Annotated in this window: 11 protein-coding genes and 1 riboswitch; of the genes, 4 read left to right on the top strand and 7 right to left on the bottom strand. The window is 42.0% G+C overall.

Annotation, left to right across the window (positions count from 1 at the left end; all coding sequences use genetic code 11):
* Positions 1–583 precede the first annotated feature (583 nt).
* From I2D69_RS08820 to I2D69_RS08830, 3 genes are all read right to left on the bottom strand, one after another.
* Entirely contained in the window at positions 584–1,804 is a 1,221-nt protein-coding gene (locus tag I2D69_RS08820) for a serpin family protein (protein WP_148462226.1), read from the bottom strand.
* Positions 1,805–1,912: 108 nt separating this feature from the next.
* Positions 1,913–2,374, bottom strand: a complete 462-nt coding sequence (locus I2D69_RS08825) for an 8-oxo-dGTP diphosphatase (protein ID WP_195379766.1) — start codon at positions 2,372–2,374, stop codon at positions 1,913–1,915.
* Positions 2,375–2,470: 96 nt separating this feature from the next.
* Positions 2,471–4,258: an aminopeptidase P family protein gene (locus tag I2D69_RS08830; protein WP_195379767.1), complete on the bottom strand. Its 1,788-nt coding sequence runs from the start codon at positions 4,256–4,258 to the stop codon at positions 2,471–2,473.
* A 133-nt stretch (positions 4,259–4,391) separates the two neighbouring features.
* Positions 4,392–4,488: riboswitch (THF riboswitch) on the top strand.
* 251 nt (positions 4,489–4,739) lie between these two features.
* Between I2D69_RS08830 and folE the strand changes: the two genes are divergently transcribed.
* From folE to folK, 4 genes are all read left to right on the top strand, one after another.
* Positions 4,740–5,297 (top strand): GTP cyclohydrolase I FolE, encoded by a 558-nt coding sequence (gene folE / locus I2D69_RS08835; protein ID WP_118581498.1) that lies wholly within the window; start codon positions 4,740–4,742, stop codon positions 5,295–5,297.
* On the top strand, positions 5,294–5,791 hold the full coding sequence (locus I2D69_RS08840) for an HD domain-containing protein (RefSeq protein WP_195379768.1): 498 nt from the start codon (positions 5,294–5,296) through the stop codon (positions 5,789–5,791). The genes folE and I2D69_RS08840 overlap by 4 nt, the downstream gene beginning before the upstream one ends.
* Before the next feature lie 39 nt (positions 5,792–5,830).
* A complete protein-coding gene (gene folP / locus I2D69_RS08845) occupies positions 5,831–6,640 on the top strand; it encodes a dihydropteroate synthase (RefSeq protein ID WP_195379769.1) in 810 nt (269 codons plus the stop codon).
* A gap of 114 nt (positions 6,641–6,754) precedes the next feature.
* Positions 6,755–7,588 (top strand): 2-amino-4-hydroxy-6-hydroxymethyldihydropteridine diphosphokinase, encoded by an 834-nt coding sequence (gene folK, locus I2D69_RS08850; RefSeq protein WP_173716184.1) that lies wholly within the window; start codon positions 6,755–6,757, stop codon positions 7,586–7,588.
* Between the two features lie 212 nt (positions 7,589–7,800).
* On the opposite strand, the gene I2D69_RS08855 is transcribed toward folK, so the two are convergent.
* The 4 genes from I2D69_RS08855 to nifJ all read right to left on the bottom strand — a co-directional run bounded on the left by I2D69_RS08855 (position 7,801) and on the right by nifJ (position 13,016).
* Positions 7,801–8,325 carry a hypothetical protein gene (locus I2D69_RS08855; RefSeq protein ID WP_195379770.1) on the bottom strand — a complete coding sequence of 175 codons (525 nt, stop codon included), beginning with the start codon at positions 8,323–8,325 and terminating at the stop codon, positions 7,801–7,803.
* A 122-nt stretch (positions 8,326–8,447) separates the two neighbouring features.
* Positions 8,448–8,696 (bottom strand): hypothetical protein, encoded by a 249-nt coding sequence (locus tag I2D69_RS08860; RefSeq protein WP_243243789.1) that lies wholly within the window; start codon positions 8,694–8,696, stop codon positions 8,448–8,450.
* A complete protein-coding gene (locus tag I2D69_RS08865; protein WP_237926004.1) occupies positions 8,687–9,136 on the bottom strand; it encodes a hypothetical protein in 450 nt (149 codons plus the stop codon). Before I2D69_RS08865 ends, I2D69_RS08860 begins: the two co-directional genes overlap by 10 nt.
* Before the next feature lie 337 nt (positions 9,137–9,473).
* Positions 9,474–13,016, bottom strand: coding sequence for a pyruvate:ferredoxin (flavodoxin) oxidoreductase (gene nifJ, locus I2D69_RS08870; RefSeq protein WP_195379771.1), 3,543 nt, complete (start codon positions 13,014–13,016; stop codon positions 9,474–9,476).
* Between the last annotated feature and the right edge of the window lie 160 nt (positions 13,017–13,176).

Consider the following 13,176-nt stretch of genomic DNA (forward strand, 5'->3'; position numbering starts at 1 on the left):
CACTCAAGACAACCAACTAGCTTAGTTATCTCTCGTCATTACTGTTATAAAAAGTTCATTCTTTTGAATGATGATTCGTTAAGAATTTTCGAGAATCGTATGTGTTTCACTGTTTAGTTATCAAGGTTGTTTGTCTGTCATCTCTTTGCGACAGCTTGTTTACTTTATCATATCTTTCAAATCTTGTCAAGCACTTTTTTCAAAAGTTTTTAAGATTTTCAAAATCCTGTCTAAAGCTGTTTGTTTCTGTCGTTCTGTTCAAGCGACTTGGTTACTTTATCATAAGTTCAGTCATTTGTCAACAGTTAATTTAAATTTTCTGAAAACTGTTTTATTTTTCAGCATTTCAGAAGCAATTCCTTGCGACAGCTTATTTACTATACCACTATTGCAAGGAATCGTCAAGCACTTTTTACAAAATCTTACAAAAATCTTTTAGATTTTTTCGCAGCAATCTCCATATTGCAGCCCAATAAAACACTCAATTTGAAAAGTCCTATCATAACAAGTACGCCATAATATACATCAAATATATTTTCTTTCATTTTTTAATTAAATTGTTTTCATAATGGAAGAATTTCTGTCACTGTACCGTTAGAACTTTTCCCATAAACAGCACTTCCTCATTTGCACTGTCGTAGATCAGAAATGCAAATGGCCGTGTCAACTCAACATCTTTTATAATCGGATCCGTATCCATTGCAGACATGCACTCCATTGTCACTGCAGTCACAGCGGCAGCTTTAGTTCCATTTTCGTCTAGTTCCAGCTTTGTTTTCTGTAAAACAGAACTGACATGGACCGCTTTATCTGCAATGCCTGAAAAATCAGCATCGTCCGAAAAAACATTCTCAAGTCCTATTCTACTGAGGATATCACTTAACTCAGCGGTTGTTTCAAAATTCAGCTTAGGCATTTTACAGTTAACTTCATCGTATTCCGGTTCTGATTCCAGAAGACCTTCAATATCCAGCTCATCAAGAGTAAAATCTCCTTCTGCTTTCGGCAAAATTCCAATGAAGCTCAGATTATTTGCATAGTATTTTTCAAATGCTGTTGCCGCATCATTTTCATAGTAATTATCACCGATGCTTGTCATGTACTTTGTTTCTTCGTTATCGCCGAATTTTTCTTTTTCGTCAGAAACATCCCATGGATCCTGGGACCATCCGGATTCAAAATACAATGAATTGGTGAGACACAATTCACTGTTTTCATTAAGCATGTCAGGTTTCATAATTTCCGGAATCAGCCCATCTGTATTTTCATTGCACCATGCATTAATAGTATTGCATGTGTTTTCTTTATCAGAAAAATCAAGAATTTCCGCCTCTGCTTCAAAATTATCTTCTGCATTTTTTTGAAATTGGTCCTGCAGAGTCAGTCCCCGATTTACCCATAAAGCATCTGCAATTTTTAATTTCGATGTATAACCATAATTTTCGTCTTCTGTATTATAGCTTTTAATTACATTCATATACTTTCTGGCATATGCTGCAAAATCATCGGTTCCTAAATATTCATTTAATGCGTTTTTCGTTTCGCCCTTGGCACCTTCTGCAATCATGCCAAGGGCGAAGTTAAGGCTTGTGGGGCTGAACATTATATTGGAATCCTGATTTTCTTTGGCTATTTCATCTGTAAGGTTAATAGAATTCTGCAGATTAACTGATTTATCAAGATCAATGTTCTTTTCAGCTGCATTTAATTCTGCGTGACTGGCTGTGGCAGCATATGCATGGATTGGAGGAGCCATGGTTGTCATGAACGTCAGTGCTCCAGCAAAAAGTTTTATTTTATTCATGTATAACCTCCTTGTACGGTCGATAAAGTCCTTTTAGCAAAGGTTTTCTGCAAGTTTTTGTTTTATTTTAACATATTTGTTTCTTCTTTCTGTTATATTAATTTTCATTTAGTATAAGCGAATTTCCGTATTTACAAGCAGCTCTCCCTCATATTGTAGTTTAACAGAGAAAAAACGTTTTTCCTCTGAAAGAAGCAGGTTCAGAAAAACTTTATCACCTTCCCATGTAGGAAGCTCTGGCACTATTTTCTTATCAACCCAGCATAGTTCGCCTTCATTGCATTCAATCAGTTCCCCGGTATATCCATCGGCTGTAAATACACACATAAGCTCAGATTCACATTCGCTGTTTATAAAGGTTACCAGGCCACGAAATTTGTAGGAAGTAAGTGTGAGTCCTGTTTCTTCTTTTACTTCACGCAGAAGACATTCTTCAGGGGATTCCTGATCTTCTGTATGTCCACCTACACCAATCCATTTGCCTTTATTTATGTCATTTTGCTTTTTTACTCTGTGAAGCATCAGATATTTGTCATCGTTTTCGATATAGCATAAAGTAGTTATTGTCATTTATTCTCCTTCCCGCAGGCGCTGCTTTTTTCTGTGAAATATAAAACAGGGGCGATGCATATCAGTTTTATACATGCCCCTGTTTACTGTTTTAAATCAGATTTCGCGTGTAGCTTCTTTCAGCCATTCTTTTTCCTCTTCTTCCAGATATGGAGAAATCTTTTTATATACCTGTGTATGATAATTATTAAGAAGTGCCCGTTCCTGCACAGTCATCAGCTCGGGAACAACAGCATCCAGATCAAACGGTACCATAGTCAGATGTTCAAAGCACATAAACTGGCCAAATGAGGTTTTCTCTGCTTTTTTGCATACAAGCAGGTTTTCGTGGCGGATTCCATATTGGTTTTCCACATAGTATCCAGGCTCATCTGATGTGATCATACCCTCTTCCAGTACTGCATTATCTCCCTGAATAATTCTCCAGCGGAAGCTGTTTGGTCCTTCATGAACATTCAGAAGATAACCAACTCCATGTCCTGTTCCATGATTAAAATCCTGTCCCATTTCCCATAACGGACCACGCGCCAGATAATCCAGATTTACACCAGTACATCCATAACGGAATTTGGCATTTCCAAGGTTCAGCATGCCACGTAAAACAGCGGTAAAATATTTCTTCTGCTCGTCATTCACAGAGCCCATAACAATTGTGCGGGTGGTATCTGTAGTACCTTCGTAATAGTGTCCGCCTGTGTCTGCCAGAAGGAAATTGCCAGGCTCAATGGCAATATCTGTCTCTGGTGTTGCAGAATAATGGTTGATTGCAGCATGAATGCCATAAGAAATAATGGGGTCAAAGCTGTTGTCGATAAAATTCTCCTGCTGGGCACGGAAGCTGTACAGCTTCTCTCCTGCGCTTAACTCTGTCATTGTAATTTTGCCAACATTTTTCTTTAGCCAGCAGATGAATTTGGTAAGCGCAACTCCGTCTTTGATATGAGCGATACGTTCATTTTCTACTTCTACTGGATTTTTAATTGATTTTGGAAGAAAAGTCAGGTTGGCTTCATCCAGAATCGTTACTTCCTTCGGAATACTGTTTACCAGACGACAGTTGGCTTTCTTTTTACAAAGAAGAACTGTCATGTCTTTCTCAAATGTTTTTACATATTCATAAATGCTGTCATAGGGCAGAATGGTTACGCCATCCTTAGATAATGCGTCCAGAATTGAAGCCGAAAATGCTTTTTCATTTGCAAACAGCCTGATTTCTGTTTTTGTCATTATCAGATAAGAGAGAACAACCGGACAGCAATGTACATCGCCGCCACGAATATTCAGCAGCCATGCAATGTCATCCAGAGAAGTCAGTACAAATCCATCTGCACCTTTCTCTTCCATTGATTTACGGATTCTTGCACATTTGTCAGCACGGGATTCGCCTGCCCATTTTACATCCAGTTCCATAACCGGTTCACAGGAAAGTGCCGGACGATCTTCCCAGATTTCTCCTACCAGATCAGAATCCGTCTGAAGAGTGGCTCCTTTTTTTGCAAGAAGTTCGGTCAGTTCATCTGCTTCTTCGGCGCTGACGGTTCTTCCGTCAAAACCAAGGCACATTCCCTCGCCTAATTTTTCTTCCAGAAACTGGTGCACAGTGGGAACATCTGGTTCTCCCATTTTAAAAAGCTCTACACCCGTTCCCTCCAGCTGTGCGGCCGCCTGGATGAAATATCTTCCATCTGTCCACAATCCAGCCATATCCTGCATGATGACTGCTCTGCCGGCAGATCCGGTAAAACCTGTAATATATTTTCTGCACTTAAAGTATTCTCCTACATATTCAGATGCATGAAAATCATCTGTGGGAACAAGATAAGCATCTATTTTCTTCTCTGCCATTACTTCCCGAAGTGCGGTGATTCGTTCTTTAACTGTCATAAAACTGACTCCTTCCAGTGAATTTTGTCTATTCCTATTATAATATCCACGTTACCCTTTCGCAACCTGTTTAAGAAAAAACACTTTTCTATTCCCAAAAGACGTGATATACTAACTTTCGAAATGAATGATATGCAAAATAGGATTTTATGCGTCAAGTGTTCGGTGAATGGGGAGTTGTCACTGAAACGAAAAGCACGTCTTACGGTATATTATCCGCACCCGTTGCAAGCACTATAAGAGGGATATCTCATATTGTGTCAGAGCCTGCCCGAAAGAGACTTTCTGCAAGATGCACGTTGCGATTTGTGGAAACGTTTTTTAACAGGCTCAAGGGAATGTTTTCGACATACATTCTATCACAATTGGAGATATCCTTTTTTGCGTATTAAGCAGGCAGATATTCGAATTCGAAAATCCTTCCCCGGTTTTATCAAAAAAGGATAGTCTCCGCAATCAAATACAAAGGAGGTTATTTTTAATGGTTGACAAACAAAAAGTAGAACAGGCCATCCGCCTGCTTCTGGAAGGAATCGGTGAGGATATTACCCGGGAGGGACTGATTGATACTCCCGACAGAATTGCACGTATGTGCGAGGAAATTTACGGTGGTCTCGATCAGGAAGCAGATCACCATTTACTGAAGCAGTTTCCAGTAGAAAACAATGAGATCGTATTGGAAAAAGATATTACTTTTTACTCTATGTGCGAGCATCATCTGATGCCTTTTTATGGTAAGGCGCACCTGGCTTATATTCCCGATGGAAAAGTCACAGGATTAAGCAAGCTGGCACGTACGGTAGAGGTTTATGCCAGAAGACCGCAGATCCAGGAACGCCTCACAGTACAGATTGCGGACGCTCTGGAGCGTGCCCTCTCTCCGAAGGGAATTATGGTTATGCTGGAAGCAGAACACACCTGCATGACCATGCGAGGCGTTAAAAAGCCAGGAAGCAAAACAATTACGACTGTAACCCGCGGAGCCTTCAAAGAAGATAAGGAGCTGCAGAAAATGTTCCTTTCCATGGTTGGAAAATGAGCAGTTCTTTTTCTGAAACAAACCGTATTTCTTTAATCTGGCAGCATCCCCTTTATCAAAAGCACTGTGAGAAAATACAGGAGCTTGAAAAAGATCGTATTTTCTGCAGACATACGCCGGAACACTTTCTGGATGTTGCCAGGCTGATGTATATTTATTCTCTGGAAAACAAGCTTAATCTGTCCAGGGAAATCATTTATGCCACTGCTCTTCTTCATGACATTGGCCGTGCGCAGCAATATCTGTCGGGTATTTCTCATGACATTGCAGGAGCTGAAATAGCCGGAAAGATTCTGGCAGATCTGCATTTTACAGAGCAGGAAAAAGAGGAAATATTATCTGCGATCAGTCAGCACAGGACGGATGGATCTGATAATGTGTTGGCTATGCTGCTATATAAGGCTGATAAAAAGTCCAGAAATTGTTTTTCATGTTCAGCAGCTTCAGAATGTTACTGGCCTTCTGAGAAAAAAAATCTGACAATTGAATATTAAGCCTTCTAAAAAATCTAACAGAAAGGATGGTTTCTATTTATGAAAATTGGAAATCGTTTTTTTGATACACAAAATCACACTTATATAATGGGAATTTTAAATATTACTCCTGATTCTTTTTCCGATGGCGGGAAATGGAATCATTTAGATGAAGCTTTGCGGCATACAGAAGCCATGATCGCGGATGGTGCGGATATTATCGATATTGGCGGGGAGTCTACGCGTCCCGGACACACGCCGGTCAGTGCAGAGGAAGAAGCTCAGAGAGTTTTGCCCGTTATCGAAGCGGTCAGAAAACGTTTTGACATTCCCATTTCTGTAGATACCTTCAAAAGCAGCGTGGCAGAAAGTGCGATTCAGGCCGGTGCAGATCTGGTCAACGATATCTGGGGATTAAAATATGATTCTGAAATGGGAGCTGTAATTGCCAAATATGATGTTGCATGCTGTCTCATGCACAATAAGTCCAATACAGAATATAACAATTTTCTCATTGATATGCTTTCTGAGACACAGGAATGTGTCAATCTTGCAAGAAAAGCAGGAATCAAAGATGAGAAAATCATTCTCGATCCAGGGGTTGGATTTGGAAAAACATTTGAGATGAATCTGGAAACTATGAATCATCTGGAACTTTTTAAGAATCTGGGCTTTCCGGTTCTTCTTGGCACCTCACGCAAGTCGATGATCGGACTGGCACTTGATCTGCCTGTAGACCAGCGTGTAGAGGGAACACTGGCTACCAGTGTAATTGGTGTGATAAAGGGCTGTTCTTTTGTGCGTGTTCATGATGTCAAGGAAAACAGACGCGTGATCCAGATGACAGAAGCAATTTTGGGTTATAATTGAGAGTAAAGAGGACATTCGCAATCCGCTTTGCTACTTGCTCATGAACGCAGTCGCGAAGCGACTGCATTCAAATTCCTCAAAATTGTAAATAGTCAACAGAAAGGAACAACTGTTATGGATGAAACCAGATTTGATAAAATAGAAATTAAAGAACTGGAAATTTTTGCCAACCATGGTGTCTATCCGGAAGAAAATGTACTTGGACAAAAATTTGTTATTTCTGCCACCCTCTTTACCCACACACGTCAGGCCGGGTTAACGGATGATCTGTCTGCTTCTATCAATTACGGAGAAGTCAGCCACATGATTACAGATTTCACCAGAAAACATACTTTTAAGCTTCTGGAAGCACTTGCAGAAAATCTTGCAGAGATGCTGCTCGACTCTCTTTCCGATCTGGAACAGATCACACTGAAAATTGAAAAGCCCTGGGCTCCTGTTGGTCTTCCACTGAAAACCGTATCTGTGGAAATCACAAGAAAATGGCATACTGCATACATTGCTTTTGGCTCTAATATGGGAGATAAAAAGCTGTTCATCGACAATGGGATACGTGGTTTGAAAAAAACAAAAGGATGCCGGATAGAGGCCGTTTCTGATTATCTTGTAACAGAACCTTATGGTGTTACCGATCAGGATGAATTTCTGAATGGAGTTTTGAAAATGCGTACCCTTCTTTCACCGGAAGAATTGCTGGAACGTCTTCATCAGCTGGAACAGGAGGCAAACCGGGAACGTATTATTCACTGGGGTCCTCGTACTCTGGATCTGGATATTCTCTTTTATGATCAGGAAATCATTGATACTGCAGATCTTCACATCCCCCATCCGGATATGCAGAATCGTGACTTTGTGCTGGCTCCTATGAACCAGATTGCTCCTTACCTCAGGCATCCTGTACTAAATCAGACAATTTCACAGCTTTTAAATATTCTTCTTTGCCGCTAAACGAACATGTCGCCTACCGGCTACATCACATATGAAAGTCAGCTGTTCCGCGCCTATGACGCTCCCACAGCTGTCGACCGCATTCGTAATCCGTGCTATCACGCCACCGTACGGTTCCGTATACAGCGGTTCAACCAACTTAACAAGTGACAATCTAACATTGGGGCTGCCGGAAAACAGGCAGCCCCTTGTGTAATAATTCGCATCTGCTGTCAGGAAGTAAGACGCTGTCCGCAATATTCACAGTTGCACAGGCGGCCTTTTATTATCTGATTCTTTGCACCGCAGCTGGGACAGGTAACTGTAATATAAATCTTCTCATTCACACGTCTGTTTGGTGCAGTAATCAATATATAATTTTCTTCTCTGTCTATCTGAATATTTCGAATATACCCTTTGGCAATCATTTTTTCCAGTTTCCTTACAGCATCTTTTCCCATCTCAGTCTCAAACTTCTCAAATGAGAGCGTGCTCTGGGCATAAGATTCAAACCAACAGGCTATTTCTCTGGCTTTTTTCTTCTTCAATGCTTTCTGGATTTCCCGGAAGGTGGGATACAAAAATAACAATCCCAGTATAATCTCCGTTGCTGCCATTCCCCAGCATCCTTCACCAATATATTTCTCTGCTGCGCCAATAGCTCCCAGAGTAAAAAGTATACAGAAGCCACAAAGAACCCATTTCAGTTTTCCTAACACTCCTGTTTTTTTATTCTTTTCTGTTAAAAAATCATTCATGTCTGTTTCCTCTTTCCCCAATTAATCAATCTCTGTTATATACGAAAGCCTGTTTAAAAAATCATTCCTGCAATCTGCACACCCTGATGAATCTTCTGTCAGCATATACCAAAATCCGTCTGTCAGCCAGCTCCCAGCAAAAGCCACGCATCGCCTAACGGATCGTAATAATAAACCACATTATCTCCTGCCGCATAATATTTTTCTTTTGTAAAATGTTCCTCATGATCTGTCCCTATAACAAATACCGGACAGTTTCTTCCCTCAATATACTCCTCCGTACCGGTATACCACAGGGACATTCCAAGACCAAGGTAATAACTAACTTCGTCTGTTTGCGCAATCAAGTCCCTGGCAATATTTATATCCAATGAATAATCATACTCTGATTGATACTCATCCCAATCATAATATATTGAAAAATCATAGCAGTAGGCTTCCGCTGGATCATTGTCGTTCCATCTGCAGTTATCGTTATTTTGCCATCAGCATACTCACATTCTACCGTTTGATCGCTATAAGTCATCAACAATTTATCATTTTCTATTTTCCACTCTGATTGATCTGCCTCTGGTTCTTCCCCACTGTAGGACGTTATGGTTTCCATCTGACCGCCTTCTTTAATATCCACGGTCACTTCCATTCCCATTACTCCTGGATGAAACAAAATGTCTCCACCCATGGAAAGCTCATTTACATACCAGGTTCCAATAACATCCTTTTCTTCAAGTGCATAAGCATTCACGCTCATCAGGCCTGTCATTAAGACTCCAACTGTTCCAGCCACCCACAGTCTCATTTTTTTGTTCATAAAAACATCTCCCTTCTTGTTATTATCGTGTTTTTTGTTATTTTCATTATACGTGAATGCTTTCCTATTTGCACTAGCACTTCTGACAGTAACTGAACCGATCGGGTACATCGAATATTAAGTAACCGCCATATTGACTTGTCTGATTTTTCATCTGCTGCGCCTACGTCAGTCACCGTAGCCACCCAGAATTTAATCCACACAAGAAAAGCCTGTGATACCACCCTTTTTAGGCAGTATCGCAGGCTCACTTTACGCTACGACATAATAAACATTACATGTTTATATTACATGTTTATATTATATATTTATAATGCGGACTTGCCGCGGGTAATTCTTATTCCTCTGTTCCGTACAGAGTGATCAGCTTCTGCAGATACTCGTATCTTGCCTTAGCCTCGGACTGGTTCTTAGCGAACAGTCTGGCAGCTTTCTCTGGATTCTGACGCTGTAAGGAGTTGTAACGAACCTCACCGTTCAGGAATTCCTGATAATCTGTCATATCCGGTGCTTTGGAATCAAGGCTAAACTTGCTTCCCTCAGCAGCTGGGTTGAAGCGGAAGTTGTGCCAGTATCCACACTTAACAGCAAGCTCTTCCTCTGTCTGAGCTTTTGACATACCTTTCTTGATACCATGGTTGATACATGGAGCGTATGCGATGATAAGTGATGGTCCCGGATAAGCCTCTGCCTCTGCAATTGCTTTGATAGCCTGGTTGAAGTCAGCTCCCATAGATATCTGAGCAACATATACATAACCATAGCTCATTGCGATAGAAGCCATATCTTTCTTCTTGGTCTCTTTACCGCCAGCTGCGAACTGTGCGATCGCACCTGTAGGTGTAGACTTGGAAGACTGTCCGCCTGTGTTGGAGTAAACCTCTGTATCGAATACCATAACGTTGATGTCACGTCCGCTTGCGAGAACATGGTCAACACCACCGAATCCGATATCGTAAGCCCATCCGTCACCACCGAAGATCCACTGGGATTTCTTAGCAAGGAAGTCTTTCTGTGTAAGAATGTCTTTTGCTTTGTCGCATCCGCAAGCCTCAAGAGCTGCAACCAGTTTCTCTGTTGCTGCGCCGTTGGTAGCACCGCATGCGAAAGTATCCAGCCATTCCTGACCAGCAGCTTTAACGTCTGCATTGTCACCGTTAGCTACAACATCTTCAATTTTTGCTTTCAGGCCATCACGGATAGCTTTCTGAGCAAGAAGCATACCATAACCGAACTCAGCATTATCCTCAAATAAGGAGTTGCCCCATGCAGGACCCTGTCCCTTAGCATTTACGGTATATGGTGTAGAAGGTGAGGAGTTACCCCAGATAGAGGAGCATCCTGTAGCGTTTGCAATGTACATTCTGTCACCAAACAGCTGGGTGATCAGTTTTGCGTAAGGTGTCTCACCACATCCAGCACAAGCTCCTGAGAACTCAAGAAGCGGCTGTTTGAACTGGCTTCCCTTAACAGTTGTCTCTTTGAATTTAGCGATAACGTCTTCTTTAACCGGAAGAGTTACACCGTAATCGAAGTATTTCTGCTCTCCCATGTTTACTTCAAGGTTTTCCATAGCAAGTGCCTTAGCACCTTTCTTGCCTGGGCAGACGTTCGCACAGGAACCACATCCTGTACAGTCAAGAGCGGATACAGTCATTGTGAACTGATACTCATCTTTCATACCAGTCATTGGTAATGTCTTGATTCCCTCTGGAGCATTTGCAGCCTCTTCAGCTGTAAGAGCTACCGGACGGATAACTGCGTGCGGGCAGACATAAGCACATCTGTTACACTGGATACAGTTCTCCGGATTCCATACAGGGATATTTACAGCGATACCACGTTTCTCGTATGCAGCAGCACCGGATGGTGTAGTACCGTCAACATAATCTTTAAATGCAGATACAGGCAGTGTATTACCTTCCTGAGCATTAACCTTAGCCTGGATGTTGTTAACGAAATCAACAACTTCCTGACGTCCTTCTGTAGCGTGAGTCATATGAAGACCCTCGTCTGCAGCATCTTTCCAGCTCTCTGGAACCTGAATCTCAACAACCTGCTTAGCACCAGCATCGATAGCTGCCCAGTTCTTCTGAACAACATCATCACCTTTACGTCCGTATGTTGCTTTCGCAGCAGCTTTCATAAGCTCGATAGCCTGCTCCTCCGGAATGATTCCGGTAAGTTTGAAGAATGCGGACTGAAGGATTGTATTGATACGTGTTGGTCCCATGCCAGTCTCGATACCGATCTTAACACCGTCGATGGTGTAGAATTTGATACCGTGGTTAGCGATGAATGCCTTAACCTGTCCTGGAAGATGTTTCTCAAGACCTTCCATATCCCATGCACAGTTCAGAAGGAATGTACCGCCGTCAACCAGTTCCTGTACCATGTTATATTTGTTCACATAGGACGGATTGTGGCATGCTACAAAGTTTGCTTTGTGGATCAGGTAGGTAGATTTGATCGGTTTCTTACCAAAACGAAGGTGGGACATTGTAACACCACCGGACTTCTTGGAGTCATAATCAAAGTATGCCTGAGCGTACATATCTGTATTGTCACCGATGATCTTGATGGAGTTCTTGTTAGCACCTACAGTACCATCAGCACCAAGTCCCCAGAACTTACAGTTTGTTGTTCCCTCTGGAGTAGTTACAAGCGGAGCGCCTGTCTCAAGGGAAAGGTTTGTAACATCATCAACGATACCAAGAGTAAATTTCTCTTTCTCAGTATTGTCATAAACAGCTACGATCTGAGCCGGTGTTGTGTCCTTGGAACCAAGTCCGTAACGTCCGGTGAAGATCTTAACGCCGTCAAATTTGCTGTTCTTAAGTGCAGCAACAACATCAAGATACAGAGGCTCGCCCTGAGCTCCTGGCTCTTTTGTTCTGTCCAGAACTGTGATCTGTTTAACTGTCTCAGGAATAGCATCGATAAGAGCCTGTGCGCAGAATGGTCTGTAAAGACGAACTTTAACAACACCAACTTTTCTGCCAGCTGCCATTAAGTAGTCGATTGTCTCCTCGATGGTATCATTTACAGAACCCATAGCTACGATAACGTGCTCTGCATCTGCTGCTCCATAGTAGTTGAACAGCTTGTAATCAGTACCGATCTTAGCGTTAACTTTGTCCATGTACTCCTGTACGACTGCCGGAAGAGCATCGTAGTATGGGTTACATGCCTCTCTTGCCTGGAAGAAGATATCCGGGTTCTGAGCGGAGCCTCTCTGACATGGATGGTTCGGATTCAGTGCGTGATCACGGAATGCCTGAATAGCGTCCATATCTGCCATATCTTTCAGGTCTTCATAGTCCCATGTCTCAATCTTCTGGATCTCGTGAGATGTACGGAATCCGTCGAAGAAGTTAATGAACGGAACTTTTCCCTTGATTGCTGCAAGATGTGCTACCGGAGTAAGGTCCATAACTTCCTGTACGGAAGACTCACACAGCATTGCGCAACCAGTCTGACGACAGGCCATAACATCGGAATGATCTCCGAAAATGGAAAGTGCGTGGGAAGCAAGTGCACGAGCGGATACGTTGAATACACCCGGAAGCTGCTCACCAGCGATCTTGTAAAGGTTCGGGATCATCAGTAACAGACCCTGGGATGCTGTATAGGTAGTAGTAAGGGCACCAGCTGCAAGAGATCCGTGTACTGCACCAGCAGCACCAGCCTCAGACTGCATCTCTGTTACCTGTACTTCCTGTCCAAAGATGTTCTTTCTTCCCTGGGTTGCCCACTCGTCTGTAGCCTCAGCCATAACAGATGAAGGGGTGATCGGGTAAATTGCAGCTACATCAGAAAAAGCGTATGATGCATGAGCGGCTGCATGGTTACCATCCATGGTTTTCATCTTTCTTGCCATAGTTTGTTTTTCCTCCTTAAAGGTATGATGAAAATAATATTTCTAGACACAATGTGTCTAAAAGTCCATATGACATTATAGCATAATCTTCCAATGATGTCTATTTTGATTTTTGTATATTATCACATACAAAGATTACCAGTAAGCATAAAAAAAGCCA

The sequence above is a fragment of the Ruminococcus sp. D54t1_190329_F1 genome, from assembly GCF_015551645.1.
Lineage (GTDB): Bacteria > Bacillota > Clostridia > Lachnospirales > Lachnospiraceae > Blautia_A > Blautia_A faecis.